General features: G+C 57.9%; 17 protein-coding genes. 10 read left to right on the top strand and 7 right to left on the bottom strand.

Going from position 1 to position 18,727, the window contains the following annotated elements; translation table 11 throughout:
* Positions 1 to 50: 50 nt before the first annotated feature.
* Positions 51 to 392, bottom strand: a complete 342-nt coding sequence (locus JQ597_RS36485; RefSeq protein ID WP_212032596.1) for a hypothetical protein — start codon at positions 390 to 392, stop codon at positions 51 to 53.
* 243 nt (positions 393 to 635) lie between these two features.
* A complete protein-coding gene (locus JQ597_RS36480; protein ID WP_211997607.1) occupies positions 636 to 1,103 on the bottom strand; it encodes a hypothetical protein in 468 nt (155 codons plus the stop codon).
* A 198-nt stretch (positions 1,104 to 1,301) separates the two neighbouring features.
* On the opposite strand from JQ597_RS36480, the gene JQ597_RS38590 reads away from it, so the two are divergent.
* A complete protein-coding gene (locus JQ597_RS38590) occupies positions 1,302 to 1,946 on the top strand; it encodes a septal ring lytic transglycosylase RlpA family protein (RefSeq protein ID WP_212270214.1) in 645 nt (214 codons plus the stop codon).
* A 2,310-nt stretch (positions 1,947 to 4,256) separates the two neighbouring features.
* Here the strand turns inward: JQ597_RS38590 and JQ597_RS36470 are convergent.
* Positions 4,257 to 4,433, bottom strand: a complete 177-nt coding sequence (locus JQ597_RS36470) for a hypothetical protein (protein WP_212270213.1) — start codon at positions 4,431 to 4,433, stop codon at positions 4,257 to 4,259.
* A 358-nt stretch (positions 4,434 to 4,791) separates the two neighbouring features.
* On the opposite strand from JQ597_RS36470, the gene JQ597_RS36465 reads away from it, so the two are divergent.
* From JQ597_RS36465 to JQ597_RS36455, 3 genes are all read left to right on the top strand, one after another.
* Positions 4,792 to 4,971: a hypothetical protein gene (locus JQ597_RS36465; RefSeq protein WP_212270212.1), complete on the top strand. Its 180-nt coding sequence runs from the start codon at positions 4,792 to 4,794 to the stop codon at positions 4,969 to 4,971.
* Between the two features lie 1,435 nt (positions 4,972 to 6,406).
* A complete protein-coding gene (locus JQ597_RS36460) occupies positions 6,407 to 6,586 on the top strand; it encodes a hypothetical protein (protein ID WP_212270211.1) in 180 nt (59 codons plus the stop codon).
* Positions 6,587 to 7,023: 437 nt separating this feature from the next.
* Positions 7,024 to 8,556, top strand: coding sequence for a tannase/feruloyl esterase family alpha/beta hydrolase (locus JQ597_RS36455; RefSeq protein ID WP_212270210.1), 1,533 nt, complete (start codon positions 7,024 to 7,026; stop codon positions 8,554 to 8,556).
* Between the two features lie 232 nt (positions 8,557 to 8,788).
* On the opposite strand, the gene JQ597_RS36450 is transcribed toward JQ597_RS36455, so the two are convergent.
* Positions 8,789 to 10,123, bottom strand: a complete 1,335-nt coding sequence (locus JQ597_RS36450; RefSeq protein WP_212270209.1) for an adenylate/guanylate cyclase domain-containing protein — start codon at positions 10,121 to 10,123, stop codon at positions 8,789 to 8,791.
* Positions 10,124 to 10,416: 293 nt separating this feature from the next.
* Positions 10,417 to 11,049 (bottom strand): tyrosine-type recombinase/integrase, encoded by a 633-nt coding sequence (locus tag JQ597_RS36445; protein ID WP_212270208.1) that lies wholly within the window; start codon positions 11,047 to 11,049, stop codon positions 10,417 to 10,419.
* Positions 11,050 to 11,355: 306 nt separating this feature from the next.
* Between JQ597_RS36445 and JQ597_RS36440 the strand changes: the two genes are divergently transcribed.
* Positions 11,356 to 11,520, top strand: coding sequence for a hypothetical protein (locus tag JQ597_RS36440; protein WP_212270207.1), 165 nt, complete (start codon positions 11,356 to 11,358; stop codon positions 11,518 to 11,520).
* Between the two features lie 205 nt (positions 11,521 to 11,725).
* Here the strand turns inward: JQ597_RS36440 and JQ597_RS36435 are convergent, their stop codons facing one another.
* A complete protein-coding gene (locus JQ597_RS36435) occupies positions 11,726 to 12,514 on the bottom strand; it encodes a class I SAM-dependent methyltransferase (RefSeq protein WP_212270206.1) in 789 nt (262 codons plus the stop codon).
* Positions 12,515 to 12,661: 147 nt separating this feature from the next.
* Here JQ597_RS36435 and JQ597_RS36430 point away from each other — a divergent pair, with 147 nt between their 5' ends.
* Positions 12,662 to 13,099: a gamma-glutamylcyclotransferase family protein gene (locus JQ597_RS36430; RefSeq protein WP_212270205.1), complete on the top strand. Its 438-nt coding sequence runs from the start codon at positions 12,662 to 12,664 to the stop codon at positions 13,097 to 13,099.
* Positions 13,100 to 13,354: 255 nt separating this feature from the next.
* On the top strand, positions 13,355 to 14,149 hold the full coding sequence (locus JQ597_RS36425; protein ID WP_212270204.1) for a class I SAM-dependent methyltransferase: 795 nt from the start codon (positions 13,355 to 13,357) through the stop codon (positions 14,147 to 14,149).
* Between the two features lie 178 nt (positions 14,150 to 14,327).
* Here the strand turns inward: JQ597_RS36425 and JQ597_RS36420 are convergent, their stop codons facing one another.
* Complete coding sequence (locus tag JQ597_RS36420; RefSeq protein ID WP_212270203.1) at positions 14,328 to 14,549, bottom strand: DUF1127 domain-containing protein; 222 nt, start codon at positions 14,547 to 14,549, stop codon at positions 14,328 to 14,330.
* A 158-nt stretch (positions 14,550 to 14,707) separates the two neighbouring features.
* On the opposite strand from JQ597_RS36420, the gene JQ597_RS36415 reads away from it, so the two are divergent.
* From JQ597_RS36415 to JQ597_RS36405, 3 genes are all read left to right on the top strand, one after another.
* Positions 14,708 to 16,264: a winged helix-turn-helix domain-containing tetratricopeptide repeat protein gene (locus tag JQ597_RS36415; RefSeq protein ID WP_212270202.1), complete on the top strand. Its 1,557-nt coding sequence runs from the start codon at positions 14,708 to 14,710 to the stop codon at positions 16,262 to 16,264.
* Positions 16,265 to 16,731: 467 nt separating this feature from the next.
* Complete coding sequence (gene soxC / locus JQ597_RS36410; RefSeq protein ID WP_212000720.1) at positions 16,732 to 18,003, top strand: sulfite dehydrogenase; 1,272 nt, start codon at positions 16,732 to 16,734, stop codon at positions 18,001 to 18,003.
* The gene (locus tag JQ597_RS36405) at positions 17,990 to 18,529 is read left to right on the top strand and encodes a c-type cytochrome (RefSeq protein ID WP_212270201.1); all 540 of its coding nucleotides are present in this window, start codon (positions 17,990 to 17,992) and stop codon (positions 18,527 to 18,529) included. Before soxC ends, JQ597_RS36405 begins: the two co-directional genes overlap by 14 nt.
* Positions 18,530 to 18,727 lie beyond the last annotated feature (198 nt).

Genomic DNA, 18,727 nt, shown 5'->3' with positions numbered 1-18,727 from the left:
CGCCATCCGCACGCGCTTACCGTCACCGCGCGGCGCGGTCACTGGCGCGGTCAATTGTCGTTTGGCAGGCGTAAGTGGATCTCCGTGCTTGGAATAGTGCCCTGATCCAGGGTCATGACGGCTATGTCCACGACGTGCAGCGATCTGGGACGGTCATAGAAATATTTGAGATGCCAGACGGGTCCAAAGTCCGGTGTCACGATGAAATCGCCGGAGCTAAGCGCCCGCGTAATCAACTTGATCGCGTCGTGGTTTTTCAGCGGTGAATACAACAGGACCTCGATCAGCGCGGCCAGCGATAAGCCGTCGTTCAAACTGACCCGCGCGATGTCGTCGCCATAAACTTGCCGTAAGGCGTTGACAATCGCTGCGACGGTGTTTGGGTCGCGCATCCATGCCTCGTCGTTCGGCCTCCCTCCGGATACGATGGGCAGACCGATTTGTTCCGCATGACGTCCGGTCCCCTGCACGCCATCATGCCCTGACACACGCCTCGTTCGCCGCCGCTATATCGCCAGTGTGGCTGCTAATTTGCTCGACCGTGGCTGAGACCGGATATTGGTTACGAGGGATGGTGGTTTCCGGGGGGCGGTATGCCGGGATTGAAATTGGTCAGGTACCGGTACCGGTTACTGCTAGTTTCCGAGCGACAGGCTGATCCGAGTGACGACCGAATCCCACTGACGGTCTTCCGCGGCTGGATAATTTATTAGGACGCAATTCATGTATTCGTTCACTCGGTTACAGCGGTTGTACCAGGTTCGCCCATTGCGAATGCTGGACACTGCAAAGAAACGTGGTGTCACTCGTTTGTACTGAATGTCAGCAGGAGGCCTCTGCTTTGCAAGAAAAGTGGCAGGCGAGTCGTTCTCAGGATTGGGAACTGACTGCAGAGTCAAATCTGCTCGGCGGTCGCTTGTGAAAAAGCGCCGCCCCGGGCCGCCCTCTGGCGCTCCCGCATCCTCGGTGAAAATACTCACCGGGATATCTACTTTAGCGCCGGTACTCGGGATAGCAAATTGCCGCCACTGCGTGCTGTCCGCAAAGGCTGCCATCGGGACGAGGCTGACAATCAATCCAATAATCCAGTTGCGCGCACCCATGCAGCATCTCATGTCAAGTTATTATCAAATCATCAACTTCTGCAGGTTTGTTCGGTTCCTGTATTGGGCTTTAGATGTCCGCCTCAGATTCAAGCGCGCTCGAGCGGAGGGGGTGGGGAGCCCCCGGGGGCGGTGATGCGGGATTGAATCGCATCAGGTACCGGTACCGGTTACTGCCGCAAGTTCCCGCGCTCGAGCATGCAGCCGATTCAGCCCGTCAGTCCTTGGAACGTTTCGACCATCCCAACATTGCCTGAGGGCCGCTGGGGGCTAGCGGAATGTGATGGCGCCGCGGTCGCTACGACACCTGAGGATCCCAGCAGGAAACGAATCGTTGCGACCGGAATCGTTCTTCTTTCCCTTTGCTCCGTCGCTGAGGCACATCGTCTCTCCGGAGCCGCCACCTACTACGGCGGGAGCGACCGCCTGTGCGGACGTCGCACGGCTTCTGGAGCGCCATTCAACTGCGGCGCAATGACGGCTGCACACCGGACGCTGCCTTTCGGGACGGTACTGACGGTCCAGAGCGGTGGCCGGTCGATCCAGGTCACGGTGACCGATCGCGGCCCGTTCACCGGCGCGTTTCTTGATCTATCACCGGCAGCCGCAAACGCGCTCGGCTGCCGCTGTACCCATCGCAACGTGACCGCGACTGTCATGCAAATGGGATCGGGTGAGACCGGCGTCGCCGGCCGAGGCCGTCAACGCCCCGCCACTGCGGCAGCCATGCCGCTGTTCTTCCAGCCGACGAGTGCCTTTACAGACCCGTCGGGAACGTTCGGATCATCAATGGCCTTAGCTCCCGCTCCACGCTATCACCGTCGCCACGGTCGCCGCCATTAGGACCAAGCGGATTGACCCGTGTCAGCATTGACAACAAATGGTTGAAGGAGATCGCTTGGGCCGCTGCTCGCTTGGCGCGGGAAGCAATTTGATCTTCGGGTGCACGGTAATACGGATTTCCCTGACGCCCTTGGTGCGACGACCCCGTACCCGGGCGCGGACCAAAGAGCTTGGGCTTAGCCTGTTCACGGCGTCCTCGAAATATTAATCGTTTGACGAATTACCTGACATTGTTTGTCGGAGGTAAGGAATGCGATGTCGGATGCGTCACGGCCGCTTCCTATCCGCACAATGCCTTCGATCGGTGCAAGCCGTGTGGGATCGATAAGCCACCAGCTATCCTCGATGTAAACTTCGAAGATGGCGTGAAAGCGGAACCCCCGCCGGTCTGGGAAGACGGCGGGGGTTATGCAGGAAAGATGGCACGAGGCTAAAGCTCGGAGTCTCTAGGTGTCGCGCCAAGGACCCGCGCATCGATCGAAACGCGGATGCTAAGTTTCAGCAAGGCGATTTGGTGAGCAAGCCGTACAGTATTTCAGCGTTGATGTGCTGGAACAAAAGACCCGTAAAGCTTTGCTTTCGATTGCACTGGCTAATAAGTCAGCACCATCAATCGCATAATCGCGGCGACGAGTACAACGAGCAACTTGAGTAGATTCGCCAGGCGTCGGGCGCGAACTTTTCAATCGCCCAAAAGCAGATCGCGCCGACGACCACGATAATCAAAATCCCGATCAAAAGTAGAAATCATGTGCCCTCGTTGCGCTGTCGGTTTTCATTTGCTCTTCACCTTCAGCCCCAACTCCACAAGCCTACGGATGGCTTCCGGGCGGGGGTCGTCGTCCTGCTTTTCCCTCCAATGGTCGATCGACCCATTTTGGGAGCGCCAATCCATTTCGCGCAACTCGGTTCCTGCGTTCACAAGTGTACAGACGTTTCTGTGATTTGAGGTCAACATGTTGACGCGGTAAGTCTGCTTCCCCGAGCTGGGGCCGTTTTTTATAAAGCACGTCAGCCAGTTCAGTCGCGGCCACATAGGAAGCAAGTTTCCTTGTGCGCGCGATTGAGCGCCTAGCCGAACGCGAGAACGAGCCAACCTGAGCACAACATCACAAGGGCGGTTACGATTAGCGCGAGGAATTAGATGCCGCAATCAAAGAACGTTGTTTGATCTAAAGACTCGGCGAATGTAACCGAGGCGGATGATCTTGAATGGCCCGACGTGCAATATGGTCGGCCATTTGTTTGCTATGCATAAGTATTCACGACTTACTTGCTGCGGCGCAAAGGCTCAATCCGACGCGATTGGCACTTTTTGGACTGGGTGCTATGTCCGCGTTGCAGTTCGTAATGCGTGGCAAAGCGGACACTCGCGGCCTATCCATCGAGATCCATAAGATACACAACGTTAGTGTCACTTGATGACTCGGTCGATTGCGTTGCTCGCCGATAAAGAGCTGCTTCTTCGGCGGTAGCCAACCTGACCTTCATCATGGCCGTGGCGTCGCACAACGGCGTCCCATGAGACGTGATTGTGCTTAACTTTGTGCGTAACCTGCCGTGTTCGCAAAGACGTTCCGCGTCCGCGTGCCTCTTAGCCTGCAACGCAAGCGTTGGCCTATCGTTGATCTCAATCGTGAATATCGAGATTGTGAAGCGGTGGTCCATTTTGATCTCCGGCATCCATTTATAGACCTACAGATCAATCCATCAGCAGATCATAGTCCCGGCGCAAAACAGTTTGGACGTGAACCGCGGCGCGCGCGGCGGTATTGGCATCTGCCGCGCCCGCTGCGAGCACACAGAGCGACCAGTTATTTTCAGCGTGACTTGCAATTCGATTGATCACTATTTCCTGGACGTTATGACAGCCGGGCTGCTTTCTCACTTCTAACAACGCTCGGCGCTGCAATTCCGCGGCATTGAAACGAGGACCTTGGGCATAGGTTGGCTCGGCTTTTGGGGACCGCTCGGCCTATACCTAACAGAACAAGAGCAATTCAGGTTCCGCTTGCGAGGGGCGTGACCCGGCGAGACATGATAGCAGGACGATCTTGCCGCCGAGCCCGCCGGCCTATCCTGGGAATGCCCGTTCTCCGGGTAGATCGGACCTCGGCATGGGCCGCGCCAAACCGACGCGAACCCAGAGCGGACATCCGCGTGGCTGACGGGGACCGGCCCGAAGGGCCCTGTTTGGGGTGGAGGAGCGCGATAGGCTTGCTCGTGAAGCGCCACTTGCAGAACGAGCCGTTTGCAAAAGAGGGCTGCTCCGCCCCGCCAGAAGGCCCTGACCAAAGCGACCTGCCGTACTCACTGCGTTAGTGTGTTGGGATCATCCTCGTCCGGCGCGCTCAACTCATCAATCAGCGTCAGGATATCGGCAGCGCGTTGCGTTAGCTCTCCCGCCTCCCGAAGGTCAGCCGTTGATTGAGCGTCTTTCAGCAGCGCTGCGACTAAGCGCAGCAAATAGTCCCGTCCGACAACCATGATGGCTCCCCCGAGCCGCCACGGCTCCGCATTCAGTCCAACGCGGCTATCATTCCGGACACAGCGGTTCTTGTGAGCTCACGCCAAACTTTTGCTGAACTCCGCCAAAAGCGACATCATCCCCGAGTAGGTTACCGCCAGTCCCATGCGACACGCGACACCGCGCATCGCATTTGTATACTGATCGTACACAAAAATTAGAACCGGGAATGCTTGGAGTGAAATAGTTGATAGGGTCCGGTCGCGCGGTCCCCGCGCTAGGTCGCGGCCTCAGGAGGACCCGGCCAACATGCGAGACTTATTGGCACGCTTTGGGCTGTGGGCTATTTTTCAGGGACAAGACCATGGGGGTTCTCCCGTGAAGGATTATCAGGCGTCCATCGAGAAGCTCCGCCGTGACGCGGCAGAGGCCGCGCTGATACGTGACCTAGCTACCGATATGACCAAACGCGAGATGTTCGACCGACTGCACCAGCATCTCAATCGACTAGCCGATGAGGTCGAACAAGCGATGAAAACCAGCAAACAATCGGGTTAGACGGGTCTGTGCCGTCAATGCCGCGCGGGCCTGAGAAGACAGAAGCCTTGAAAAAGGCAGGGTTACTGCGCAAGGCGGCGGATGCTCAAGGGATTTCGTTCGGCAAGCGTGGAAGGCCGCCGAAATAGACCAGCCGCGTCAAACCGGCCGGATGATCTTGAATGGCCCCGACGCGCAATAGCCTCGGGGCCATTTGTTTGGCTCCCGCGACCCTTATATTGCTAATGCCGCTAGTTACATTCGACTGCTGATCGCACTCTGGCGCGCAACTTTGCTGATCATCATGTCCAGCGCGTAGACAACAACAGAAATAGCGCCCGATTACCCCGATATTTGGCAGCTGGCTGGGTGCTCTCAAACCCGCCGATAATCGTGACCCCGTAGCGGTCACAGACCCGCCATTCCCACTTGGTCGAGCCCCGCTTGGTAACCAACACTTCCAACACGGCCGCGCCCCACGATCCCCCAGTTGCGTACCGTCAAGATACCAATGGGCTTTAAAGGTGTCGGTTCGCTTTGAGATTTTCAGCTGTAGTTTGATGAAAGCGATTGTTTGAAACAGCGTTTGAAATACAGCGTCTAGCGATGATTTTAGTTTGGGAGCCTTCTTCATGTGGCCGAGCGAGAGGGCAGCACGAGGCCGCCGCCTGAGGCAGCCTTCACTCACCTTGAGCAGGATTGACCACGCGGGGGCGACACAGTTGCGTGGTTTCTGGTGCGTAGATGCCCAAAATGCGAATGCGCTCACCGCGATTTCGAGTGTGTCGCCATCGATCACGCTCGCTGTCCGATCAAATCTCCTGCAATAAGCGGCGAGGCGACAATTGCTAGGTATAAGCCCAAAACGAGGTGCTTAAGACCTCGGTCTGAACTGCCGTGGAGCCGAGCTTGAAAATCCGGGCTTGATTCTAGTTTGTCTTCAACTCACTTCGCTTCCGCATGTAATAGCCCTGCCTCTGAACGGTGGACTTGATCTCGTCGCTGACGTTGGCGACCCGCCTCTTTCTCTTTTGCCATCTCCCCGACGTGTCACCGAGCGGCATCGACGATCCTTGCCTCACCACCAGCAGATCACGTTTATGGTTTAGGTACACGTCGAACATGGGCCACCTTTGATCCGAAACCAGAACCCTATCGTTTCGGATCAAACAGAAGGTTGCGTGATTGCAACAGCGTGAGCGGCATTTTGGTGATCTTCACCGCGCACCCAGCTACCGCGTTGATGATGGACGGTTCGCCGATGTTATCGTTGACCGCTGCGCCATCAGACGGCGAATCTACGCGGCGCGGTAGTCAAACGCCAAGGCGCAGCTCGGCAACAACGCTCGCCGGTCGCTATCGTTGATTCATCAATTAGAAACCATCTCAAATGATCGGAAAACTTTAATGAAACAAGTGGGCCCTCTCGGCGTAAGTTTGTCGGAGGGCGCAACTCATGACAAATCGCCAGTTGAGAGAGCAGGAAGTTCAGATCGAGCGTTATCAGTTTCTCTCGCGCGAGGTTACTGATCCGCTTGCCCTATGTTTGCTTCGGCTCATTGTCGAAGAACTTGAAGCCGACCAGCGGAGGGATCGCGACATCAGTCAGAGCTTCTGCGCACGCGAGCCGCTTTAATGCCGAATGTGAGCCGCTTCACGCCGTGCGGTTGTCACATCAATGCCCAAATTAGATGGCGCAATCAAAGAAAGTTGTTTGATCTGAAGGCTCGGCGGATGTAACCGAGGCGGACGATCTTGAATGGCCCGACGTGCAATATCGTCGGGCCATTTGTTTGCTTGCGGCGGCGCGGCACGAATCTCTTTAAGCGTAGCGCAACGCTACGCCGCCTTTCAGGATAGGTGAGTCCGCAATTGGCACTCAACGGACATCCCGGCCCGCCCGCTGGATGTCGACTTTGAGGGGTAAAGCGGAAGTCGGCCTCGACCGGTTCGACTTCCGAGTTTGACCCAATTCGGACATCCGGCAGGCTTTGCATTCTATGAATTATTATTGGCCCTCTCTATGATTGATCAACTCGGATCGCCTTGAACTGCTGGTTAGGGGAGATGGCCATGAAGCGCATTCTCGTACGACTAGTCCCATTGACCATTGTTGCGGCAACAATCGTTCCAGGTGCCGGCCACGCTCAAACCCCTCTCGCCTGCGAATCTTTGGCGGGGTTAAAGATCGACAACGTCAACTTGCTTTCGGCGACTAAAGTCACTCAGTCTACGGACCTGCCTTCACACTGCCGCGTACTGGGTGTCGTGCGCCCCGCGATTAATTTTGATATTCGCTTGCCCGCCCAGAACTGGAATGGGAAGTTCTTCATGGCAGGCTGTGGCGGCTTCTGCGGCACACTCGACAGCGACCGGGTCGGCTTCACCAATGCGATGAACTATGCGCTGCGGCGCAACTATGCCGTTTCAACGATGGATGCCGGTCACTGGGGTCTCTCAGTGCTGGACGGACGCTGGGCTTACAACAATCGTATTGCCGAGATCGACTGGGGCAGCCGCGCCGTTACAGAGACGGCGAAAGTTACAAAGGCGATTATCCGCGCCTTCTATGACGAACCGCAAAAGAAGTCCTATTTCGCCGGCTGCTCGACCGGCGGTCGAATGGCGGCGCTGGAAGCCCAACGCTATCCTGACGATTTTGACGGGATCATTAGCGGCGCTCCGGCGCTCGATTACACCGGCCTCGTTGCGACGCACTTTGCCTGGCTGGTGCAAGCCAACACAGGCCCCGACGGCAAGGATATTCTGACCAAAGCCAAGGTTCCGTTGATCCGTGACGCGGTCGCTAACCAGTGCGGCGATGCAACCGGTCTCGTCGTCGATCCTGCCGCATGCACCTTCAAACCCGCGAGTCTGATCTGCAAGGCAGGGCAGAACTCGGAATGCCTGAGCGCGGCCGAAGCGGCGGTCCTCGAGAAGTGGTACGCTGGCCCCAAGAACTCCCGAGGCGAGCAGTTGTACCCGGGCGGTCTGCCGAAGGGCTCGGAACCCTACTGGCCTTTGTGGGTGACAGGGCTTGAGCCTGCCGGGGGCAAGTTGATCTACAGCTTTGGTCTCGACTTCCTGCGCTACATGGCGTTTCAGGACGATCCAGGCGAGCGCTACCGTGCCGCCGATTTCGATTTCGAAAAGGATCCGCCGCGTCTCGCTTTCATGGCTGCGATCTACAATGCAATGAACCCTGATCTATCGAGGTTTAAGGCGCGTGGCGGCAAGCTGTTGATGTATCACGGGCTCGCCGATCCGATCGTCACGCCGCAAAACACGCTCGACTATTACGCGACCGCCGAGAAGGCCGCAGGCGGAAGCGTTGCTGACCACTTTCGCCTTTTCATGATTCCGGGCATGGATCACTGTGGTATTCCCGCGCAAGCCGGTCCGGGCATCACCGAGGCGGGGTTCGATCCGCTAAGTGCGCTTGAAAAATGGGCGGAAGACGGTGTTGCACCGGATAGCATGCTTGCAACCAAGACCGACAAGGATGGCAAGGTTTTGTGGACGCGCCCGTTATGCGCGTTTCCAAAGAAGGCAACGTACTCGGGAACGGGAGAAATCAAAGATGCCGGAAGCTTTCGTTGCGAATGACTATCTATCTTTCTTTGAGAAGTCTTCGTGTCGTTGCCTTCCCATGGCCGCTGTTGGCACTTTTCGGACCTGACAAGTCGGCTGCCCACGTCCGTTCTTGAGGGTAAAGCCGACTTCCCCCGTCGTGCACCCGGACTTCTCAGTTTGACCCGCATCATGCAGCGAAACGCCGCACTCATCTGAGTGTGATCCGAACTGTTGCCAGTCGAGGTCCACGAGCCTAAGTGCGGACTCACTCCACAATTGCTTGAAACAAGCGCCACTCGCTGGGAATACCCTTCAATGCGTGTGCGCCGCGATCCGCGAACCTTAATCCGGAGCCAGCCACAAGGTCTCGAACGGTCTGGGAAACGAGCACTTCGCCAGGGGCCGCCTGTGCCGCTACGCGAGCACCGATGTGCACTGCGATGCCGGCCAGGTCTTCACCTACGACCTCGCATTCCCCGGTATGCAGTCCGCAGCGGACTTCGAGGTTGAGCGAACGCACGACCTCGCGGATCGCACCCGCGCAGCGGACGGCTCGTGCCGGGCTATCAAAAGCCGCAAGGAAACCGTCCCCCGCAGTACTAACTTCGCGTCCGCCAAAATTCCGAAGCATCTCCTGAACTCTTGCATGGAACGCGGCAAGCAACTCGCGCCACGAATGATCGCCGAGCGCGATAGCCCGTTCAGTGGATCCCACGATGTCCGCGAAAAGAACCGTAGTGAGCACCCGCTCCCGGTCCTGCCAATGGCACTTGCCCGTCAAGAACTGCTCGACGCGGTCGAGGATTGTCTCCCCATTAACCGTGTAGAGGTGGTCAATGCCCGGTAGCTCGATCAACTGGGCTCCCGCGATGCCTTGAGCCATTCTACGCGCGCTCTCTATATCTATGACCCGGTCTCCATCGCGGTGCAAAATCAGCGTCGGAGCCCTGATCGCCGGCAGAATATGCCGGACATCGATTTCGCGATTCATCTTCATGATCGCAACGGCTGCTCCGGGGCTCGCTGCCGTCCGAAAGTAAGAAGCCACGCCTTCAGCGATACTCGGATCGTGAGCAAGACTCGGGGCCCACATCTCGAGACTGATTCCTTGTGGTGTGCCCCAATTACGTTCGAGATTTTCGAAGAAACGGTCCCATCGTTCGTCGGTCCAGCCGCACGGATAGTCGACCGCCCAGCTATGCTTCGCATACGTGCCATATAAGATCAGCGCAGATGTGCGTTCGGGATATGTGGCGGCGTAAAGCAGGGACATTGGCCCTCCCTCAGACACGCCAAACAAAGCTGCTCGATCTGACCCGACTTCGTCCAGAATCGCACTCACGTCGTGCATACGCTGCTCAAGCGTAAAGATCTGCGATCCCCGATCCGACATTCCGGTGCCGCGCTTGTCGAAGAGGATAAGACGAGAGAATGATGCGAGGCGACGGAAAAAAGCGCTGCGCGCTGGCGCCTGCCACAACGCCTCGACGTGTGACACAAATCCCGGGGCGAATAGTAAGTCTTGCGGTCCATTGCCTACAACCTGATAGGCGATATGAACATCGTCGCTCTTGACGTAATGTGTAACGGGTGCAGCCATGACGGACCTCGCGACTTGGCCAGCTGTCGGTGCCGTACAGTTGCCACCCAAGGTCTAGCAGCGGATTGGCACACTTCTCAAATGGTACCTGTTGGGGGCGCCTCTGCCAATGCTGAAGCCGCTAGTCAGCGCGTTAATATGCTGTAGTCCACCGGAGCGCCAATTGACAAAGCCCGAGCCGACGTCGGTTGCTGAAGGAACAGCGGCCTAAGCTCGCAAGGGTGACATTTCCGAGTTTGGCACGAACCGGCTGTCGAAGGGCGGGCAGAGCATGTCCGCTCTGCCCGGGTATTTCAGACATCCACTTGTTCCGCTATTGCCAGCGCGTCATCGACCTCAATGCCGAGATATCTCACCGTGCTTTCGATCTTGGTGTGCCCGAGCAAGAGCTGGACAGCCCTGAGATTGCCGGTCCGTCGATAGATCAGGGTCGCTTTTGTGCGTCGCAGTGAGTGCGTGCCAAACAGTCGGGGATCCAGCCCGACGCTTCCGATCCAGTCCGATACGAGCCGCGCATACTGACGGGTTGTCATACTGCGGTCAGGGCCGCGACGGCCGGTGAATAAGAACGCTCCGGGCCGTTTACCGGTGGATTTTAGATAGTCATCGACTGCTTGGCGGGTTTGCTCGCTCAATTCAAACCTGACCGGCCGCCCGGTTTTCTTCTGCCGCACCGTTGCGCGATCCGCTGTGTATCCGCCCGCGGCTACATCCTCGACGCGGATGGCGACGACATCACAGCCGCGAAGCTTGCTGTCGATTGCCAGGTTGAACATGGCGAGGTCGCGAGCGCGGCCTTCGATCTGGAGCTTCGTCCGGATCGACCAGACGTGTTTGGGTCGCAGCGGTGGCTTTGCCCCGGTGAGCTTTCCCTTGTTCCACGGCACCCGCTTTGGCTCAGGGGTGGCGTTCACTTGATCCTGCATGGCCGTACTCCTCGGCTTGGTTACAGAAGGCGAGAAGCATGTGCCACTGGATCAGGCGTCGGAATCAGGTCGGATTTCGGGTCGAAGCGGACTTCACACAGGACCTGGCCGCAGACGACCTGTAGCCTTTGACCCCAAGCCGACGTAAGCGGGAAGATTTCGCTGCCACGCACAGCTTACAGGCGAGCGCCCCGGTTAAATCAGCGTTCTGTGACCGCCGTCACATCGCGACGAGAAGGGATGACGCTAAATGTGGCCGTACCAGCGTTGGATGATCGCGCTGGGCTAAATCAAAGGAGAACTGTGATGACTGCAAATGCAATCAATGCAAAGAGCGAAGCTCTGAAGCTGCACGAGTTGTCCTCCGAGGAGCTCGATGCGGTGTCTGGCGGCAACAAGGTCAGGGCCCTGGAGAACAAAAAGCAGGCGGATGCGCTCAAGGGATTTAAAGAGGCACTCCAGTCACTCTAAATCAAAGGAGAAACCCCTCCACAAAGACGGGTGGTACCTGCGTCGAAACGGCGGCGGCTCGGGAGGCCGCTGCCCTGCGGCGCATAAGTCCGAGTTTGGCACTTTAAGACATGCCGATAAACCCGGGGAATGTCCGCTTGCCGGTGAAGACCCCGAAGTAACTGACGCGCGGGGAAAGTGGCGCGATTGACCCACAACGGACGTATCACATTGGCATACGACCTCTTACCGCGTTCGCGTGCGCATTGGCTGTAACACGCCCAACCGCATCTGCCGGCAGGCGCGAGCGAACCCGCGTTTTAAGCAATTCCACATCACCGGACGGCATCGCGGCGATTACCGGGCCGATACCGCCTCCGAGCAAACAGCTCGTCCAGAAGTCGTCGAAGCTATCAAAGTCTCGTTGAACAGCGACCTCATGTGTCCCTACCGCTTCCAGACCTGCGCGCGTCCATAATTCCTGCAGAGCATCTATTCGCGCCACGTTGGCACTCGGCGGGAGCACTGGCTTGATACCCATGGCGCGCATCTCAGCTTGAATCGGTGCATTGGGAAGTCCGCCACCCGGAATGTCCCAAGCATAAGCCGAGACGATGCCGCCCGGTCGTACCACCCGCGTCATCTCAGCGACGCCTTTGGTCGGATCGGGGACGAAGAAGATCACCAGCGCCATAACGGCTGCGTCGAAACTGTCGTTGGGAAAAGGAAGAGCCATGGCATCACCCTGATGAAACCGAGCTACGTCCGCTGCGAGCCGCGTGCGGGCAAAAGCGAGTTGCCCCTCGGATGGATCGATACCGTGGACCTCAGCAGGAGCGCAGCCTGCGACAATCAACTCCGTGAAAGCACCGTTGCCACATCCAACGTCGATCCAGCTCAAGCCCGAGCGCGGAGCGAGCCAATTGAGAAAAATGCCGCCTGCGATCCGGCTCCAGATCCCCATCATTTGCTCGTAGGCAGCCCCGTCGTCGAAGCGGATTTCCCGCTCGGCCATCAATGATCTCCTTCGAATTGTCGTATCCCTGGATGACTGCCCCTTGGTCGCATCCTAACAGGGGTCCGCGGTCCGATACTGAAAAAAGCGTGCGTAGGAGAGACTTTGGGCGCAACGTCAGCTAACGCACCGCGAAGAGAACCAGCCATGACCCCAATGACGCACCGTGTATTTGTCTACGGCACCCTCAAACGAGGTTACTCAAACCATCCGATGCTTGCGACCGTCAGGGAGTTCTTCGATGACGTTGCCACGATCAGCACCTACCGAATGCTTACGATGCTTCACCCTTCCGGCATGTTTCCCGTGATCCTTGATGATCCGAACGGCCAGCCGGTCTGCGGCGAAATCTACCATGTCGATGACGAAACCCTTGCCCGGCTCGACCAACTTGAGCGCGAAGGCAGTTCTTATGACCGTAAGCTGATCGACGTCACGTTACCAATCGCCAGCGGCGAGCGCCTGCCGACCAAGGCGTTCATATACGTTGGACGCGAAGATCGCTTTGGCAAAGCATTCGCTCGCGGTCCGCTCTATGAGACCGTGAATGCGCGAGGCAAACTGGATTGGAAGGCTGGTGCATGACGAGTAGGGAATGTAGCGGTTGACCGATGGCAGCTTTTGGCACTTCTCGGCGACGTCTGCTGTCTGGGGACCAAAGGACGCACGCGGGTCGATTTCCGAAAATGACCCGTTGCGGACAGTTCAGCCTTGCGTCCGATCTGAGATATCGTGCAGCCTGTGAGGATAACTCCATCAGCCTTGTTAGAACTATAGGACATTCGCCAAATGCCAGCACCTACGCCTAACCCCCGTGGAGCAGAGTTTTGGAACAGCACCATGGGTCACGCATGGGTTTCGCAGCAAGCCGTAATCAGTGACGTCTTCACGTCCGTCACGAGCGTCAGCTTAGATGCTGCGGCAGCGAAGCTGGGCGAGCATGTGATCGATATCGGATGCGGCACCGGTGACACACTGTTGGCCTTTGCTAAAGTTGTAGGACCATCAGGCGCTGTGTTGGGCGTCGACGTCTCGGGTCCGATGCTCGACTTCGCCAAACACCGTGCTGCCGAAGCGACACTTAGCAACACAGCCTGCGCATTGGCCGACGCGACGAACTACGCCTTCGAACCGAGTTGGGCGGATCTAGTTTATTCGCGATTCGGCGTGATGTTCTTCGATGACCCTATCAGGGCCTTCACTAATATCCGTAGCGGCATGAAGGCAGGCGGTCGGCTGGTGTTCGTCTGTTTTCGGACCATGCCGGAGAGTCCGTGGTTTCGTGTGCCGATCGAGGCTGCACGGCTCCATGTGCCGCCTCAGCCGCCGGTGGACCCATTGGCACCGGGGATGTTTTCGCTGGGGCGCGAGGAGCGCCTAGGTGGCATCCTGACTGAGGCTGGGTTTCGCGAGGTGGCACTCAAGGCGACCAACGTGCCGATCCACGGCAAGGACACCACGCAAAGCATGGCATTCATCACGCAGGCTGGCCCGTTGCCTGCGCTCCTCGAAAATGCCTCGGGCGAGCAACGGATACGGGCCACAGAAGCGGTTCGCAACGCGCTCGCCGCAAATATTGGAGCAGATGGGCGCGGCCTGCATGTCGGGCTGTGGCTTGTATCGGCGTTAGCCTAGCGAAGCCAGTCCGACTCACTAGCAGCTTTGCCAAGCCCGCTCGTGGCACTAACCGGACCTCCGGGAATGTCCCTCCAATGTCTGCTTTAACGCGGCCGGGGTCTGGCTGAAGTCAGCTTTAACTCACAGCAGGGATCACCAGCCCGGGTGTGGGTCAGGAGTGCGACATCGCGCCGCGTCAGATACATCGCGGGTCGAGGTTCGGATTCGAGGCCACGTACTCGATATCGCTATAGGCAATGCCGATATCGTGCAGGTCGCGGCCGTTCAGGGCGTACAAGGCGGCCCGCACCTGCTCGCGTTTACGTCGTTCCTGAAGCGCACTCCAGCATCGCCTTATGAAGCCGGGGACTTGCCGGGTCGACACAGAGGGCTGTCCTAATATGGTCATCGTGCTCATGGCGGTCTCTCCTCGGGTGTTGTATCGGCCCAGAGGATGCCAAGGCATGAGCTGGCGCGCTTTACTTGCTCCTTACATTTTCGTCACCGGCAGCTTAATCTTTGCCTTACCGGCGTGTTGGTGCCCCGACGTTCGGCGGCTGCTTGGGGGACGGCAGTTTGCGTTACCTCTTCGAGAACTGCGCTTTGGACACCGACCGCCGCGAGCTTCTTCGCGGCTCTGAACAGGTTGCTATCCCGCCGCAGGTCTTCGACTTGCTGGACTACCTGATCCGCAACAGGGAGCGTGTCGTCAGCAAGGATGACCTGATCGAGGCCATCTGGAACGGGCGTATTGTCTCCGAAACGGCACTCACGACCCGCCTGAATGGCGCGCGAAATGCAATCGGCGATTCCGGTGAGGAACAGCGCCTGATCAAGACACTGCCGCGCAAAGGTTTCCGGTTCGTTGGCACAGTGCAGGAAGTGCAGAAGCCCGGAGGCCCGGAAGTCGCCGAACACCCCCAAGAATCGCCCAAACCCGCTCTTGCGCTTCCCGATAAACCCTCCATTGCCGTGCTACCGTTTGAGAACATGAGCGGCGATGTGGAACAGGAATATTTCGCGGACGGCATAGTCGACGATATCACCACAGCCCTCTCGCGGTTTCGGTTGCTGTTCGTCATCGCGCGTCATTCGAGCTTCACCTACAAGGGCCAGGCGGTCGACATCAAACAGGTCGGGCGCGAGCTTGGTGTCCGCTACGTGTTAGAGGGTAGCGTGCGCAAGGCCACGGGAAAAATTCGCATCGCCTGCCAATTGATCGATGCAACGACCGGTGCGCATGTTTGGGCAGATCGATTTGATGGCAATTTGAACGACATTTTTGCCTTACAGGATGAGATAACGGTGAAAGTCGTCTCAGCCATTCAGCCGAAATTGCAGCAAGCTGAAATTGATCTGGCTGCGCGGCGTCCGAACAGCTTGAGCGCCTATGATCTGTATCTTCGGGCGACAGCTCACTATTATGCGATGAATCGTGAAGAGGTGAAGGAAGCCCTTCGGCTGCTCTATCGCGCGTTGGAGATTGATCCTCGTTACAGCCGCGCGGCCTCATTGGCCACCGTCTGTCACACCATCAACCTCATGCAAAGATGGGCTATTGATCCACAGTCGGATCTCAAGGAGGCGGCACGGCTTGCCCAGTTAGTGCTTAGTATCGACGAGCATGACTCAGATACGCTGGCCTGCGTTGGACTCGCAAAAGCTTACGTGTCAGGTGATTTCGACACTGCGATAGAGATGGTCGATCGAGCCGTAGCTCTTAATGTTAACTCAGCCACGGCGTGGGGTTTTAGAGGCGTGACCTGCGTATATGTAGGACAGGCTCAAGAGGCGGTATGTAGTTTTGAACGCAGCATACGGCTGAATCCGCTCGATCCAACGCTTTTCGTAACCTATTCAATGCTAGGTGTTGCGTTCATCGATCTTCGCCGCTTCGATGAGGCGGTCGCCGTGGCCATGAAAGCCCTTCGTAAGAACAAAACATTCGGGTTGGCCAATCGATGCCTCGCGGCTGCTCTAGCGCACCTTGGGCGAGATGCAGAAGCCAAGAGAATAGTGGCTCAGATACTTGAAATTGAACCCAGTTTTCGAATATCTGATCTCCTGTCTCGTAGCGGTAAATGGCCTCAGAGTTATTTCGATGGCCTACGCAGAGCAGGACTGCCAGAGTGACGCGTCGCTTGTTCGGCCGTTCCCTTCTCGTCGCACCAGCGAATGATTGAGCAGGCCGCAACCATAATGTCCGGTCTTGGCACCTTTGAGACATGCCTGCCTATCCTGAGAATGTCCGTTCACCGGGGTAGACCGGAAGTGCCGTGGTCCGGCTAAAACCGACGCGAATGACCCATCACGGACATGGGACCATTGGCTTTGACTGCATTGTTTGTGCGACATCGTAGCCAATATGAAGGTCTTTTGGATGGGCGTGGGATCCTGTAATCTTCTTTAAAGCTGTTTTTCGAGACGGGACGGGCCGACGTCTCCGTCTTCGAGACGATTGGCACCGGGGAATGCCGTCGGCGGGCATCGCACGCTCAATAAAACCGACCATCTTTTTTTTGCTGGTTTATCACCGAGCATTCGCCGTGCGCATGGGCAGGCGAAATGCTTAATTTGACCGCAACGAGGGAGGGCTGCTCATGGTTGGAAAAACTCATCCCGAACCAGGCGATCCGGCGGCGGGCAATGGAATTCTAAGCCGCCGCATCTTTCTTGAAGGCGCGCTCGTTGCCGGTGCGACCAGCGCGGGCCTGTCCCGCGGATCGGCAGAACCGCTTACGGTGCAGCCATGGATGAAGGTGCCGGGTCCGGGATTTGGGGGCTACGGCCAGCCTTCACCGTTCGAGAGCAAGGTCATCAAAGTCTTTCCGCCGCCCCCCAACCCGGCCGGTGTCGGCGCGTCACGCACGCCGCTGCATATGCTCGAAGGAATGATCACGCCATCCGGGCTGCATTTCGAGCGTAGCCATTCCGGCGTCCCAGAAATCGATCCCGATCAACACCGACTGGTGATCCATGGACTTGTGAAGCGCCCGCTTGTGTTTACGGTCGAAGCGCTGTCGCGCTATCCGATGCAATCGCGCATCGCCTTCATCGAGTGTGGCGGCAACAGCCAGGCGCTCAACGCGCCTCAGGCGCAGCCGCTCAATGTGGCGGCTATTCACGGCCTGCTGGGTTGCTCGGAATGGACCGGCGTGCGGCTCTCCACGTTGCTCGATGAAGCTGGCATCGAACCTCAGGCGCGCTGGGTGATCGCCGAGGGCGCAGATGCTGCCGCCATGAGCCGCAGCATCCCACTCGCCAAGGCGATGGATGATGCGCTGCTCTGTCTCTATCAGAACGGCGAGCGAGTGCGGCCTTCGAATGGCTATCCGGTGCGGTTGCTGCTGCCTGGGTTCGAAGGCAACATGAACGTGAAGTGGCTGCGCCGGCTCAAGTTGACTGCCGACCCCGCGATGACCAAAGACGAAACATCGAAATACACGATCCTGCTCAAGGATGAAAAGGCCTGGCAGTTCGTATTCCCGATGGAAGTGAAATCCGTTATCACGCGTCCGTCGCCGGGACTCACGCTGAGGGGACCGGGATTTTACGAGATTTCCGGGCAGGCTTGGTCGGGCAACGGCAGCATCCGACAAGTCGACGTGTCGGCCGACGGCGGACGAAGCTGGGCGCCGGCTGCTTTGCAGGGCCCGATCCTGCCAAAGGCGCCGGTGCGCTTCCGCGCAGCATGGCAATGGAACGGCGGTCCCGCCGTGCTGCAGAGTCGCGCCACCGACGACACGGGCATGATGCAGCCAACGCGCGCGCAGTTCGGCGACGAGCGCGGCTTGCGTGGGGTCTACCACTACAACGCCATCGCAAGCTGGCGCATCGACGAGAAGGGGGAGGCTAGCAATGTTTACGTCTAAATCCGTTGCAGTCTGCGTATCTGTGCTGACTAGCGGATCGGCCGCTCTGGCCCAATCCCCGCAGTTCGGGCAATCGATCGAGCCCGCCGACATCGCAGCGTGGGACATCAGCATCGGACCGGATGGCGCAGGTCTGCCGCCTGGTCGTGGCACCGCCATCGAGGGAGAAGCCATCTACGTAGCGAAATGCCAGGCTTGTCACGGCGATAGGGGAATCGGGCCTAGTGTCGTGCTCGCTGGAGCGCTCGTCGGCGGCATGGGCACACTGGCACCGGACAAAACACCGATAAAGACTGTGGGAAGTTACTGGCCCTACGCAACAACACTGTTCGACTATGTACGTCGCGCAATGCCATTCCAAGAGTCGAAATCGCTTACCGCGGACGAAGTCTACGCGGTAACGGCCTATATCCTCGATCTCAACGGGATCGTCGGGTCGAACGATGTGATCGATGCGCAGTCGCTGCCCAAGGTGAGAATGCCGAACCGGGACGGGTTTATCCCGTTCCCGCGCAATCCGAAGTAGCTTCGGGGCCGGCCGTTGGTCCGCTTGGCACTTTCCGGACGTGGAAGCACTGCCTGACGATGTCCGTTTAATGGGTTTGACGCAGACTTCGCACTTGTGTGAAGCGAGGTCTGAAAATGAGGGCGGGCTCAATTGGTCAGCGCAACACTCTAATCTTTTAGCAAAGATGGAGTGTGGACATGAAACAGCGACGTCGCA

The organism is Bradyrhizobium sp. AUGA SZCCT0177 (genome assembly GCF_018130125.1).
Classification (GTDB): domain Bacteria; phylum Pseudomonadota; class Alphaproteobacteria; order Rhizobiales; family Xanthobacteraceae; genus Bradyrhizobium.
The sequence above is the reverse complement of the archived record's forward strand: the minus strand, read 5'-3'. Positions and strand labels throughout refer to the sequence as shown.

Bases quoted from the DNA above. Each gene is read 5' to 3' on its own strand.
- JQ597_RS36485 (WP_212032596.1), bottom strand. From the start codon at position 392: ATGCGCGACCCAAACACCGTCGCAGCGATTGTCAACGCCTTACGGCAA.
- JQ597_RS36480 (WP_211997607.1), bottom strand. From the start codon at position 1,103: ATGGGTGCGCGCAACTGGATTATTGGATTGATTGTCAGCCTCGTCCCG.
- JQ597_RS38590 (WP_212270214.1), top strand. From the start codon at position 1,302: ATGCAGCCGATTCAGCCCGTCAGTCCTTGGAACGTTTCGACCATCCCA.
- JQ597_RS36470 (WP_212270213.1), bottom strand. From the start codon at position 4,433: ATGGTTGTCGGACGGGACTATTTGCTGCGCTTAGTCGCAGCGCTGCTG.
- JQ597_RS36460 (WP_212270211.1), top strand. From the start codon at position 6,407: ATGACAAATCGCCAGTTGAGAGAGCAGGAAGTTCAGATCGAGCGTTAT.
- JQ597_RS36455 (WP_212270210.1), top strand. From the start codon at position 7,024: ATGAAGCGCATTCTCGTACGACTAGTCCCATTGACCATTGTTGCGGCA.
- JQ597_RS36450 (WP_212270209.1), bottom strand. From the start codon at position 10,123: ATGGCTGCACCCGTTACACATTACGTCAAGAGCGACGATGTTCATATC.
- JQ597_RS36445 (WP_212270208.1), bottom strand. From the start codon at position 11,049: ATGCAGGATCAAGTGAACGCCACCCCTGAGCCAAAGCGGGTGCCGTGG.
- JQ597_RS36440 (WP_212270207.1), top strand. From the start codon at position 11,356: ATGACTGCAAATGCAATCAATGCAAAGAGCGAAGCTCTGAAGCTGCAC.
- JQ597_RS36435 (WP_212270206.1), bottom strand. From the start codon at position 12,514: ATGGCCGAGCGGGAAATCCGCTTCGACGACGGGGCTGCCTACGAGCAA.
- JQ597_RS36430 (WP_212270205.1), top strand. From the start codon at position 12,662: ATGACCCCAATGACGCACCGTGTATTTGTCTACGGCACCCTCAAACGA.
- JQ597_RS36425 (WP_212270204.1), top strand. From the start codon at position 13,355: ATGGGTCACGCATGGGTTTCGCAGCAAGCCGTAATCAGTGACGTCTTC.
- JQ597_RS36420 (WP_212270203.1), bottom strand. From the start codon at position 14,549: ATGAGCACGATGACCATATTAGGACAGCCCTCTGTGTCGACCCGGCAA.
- soxC (WP_212000720.1), top strand. From the start codon at position 16,732: ATGGTTGGAAAAACTCATCCCGAACCAGGCGATCCGGCGGCGGGCAAT.
- JQ597_RS36405 (WP_212270201.1), top strand. From the start codon at position 17,990: ATGTTTACGTCTAAATCCGTTGCAGTCTGCGTATCTGTGCTGACTAGC.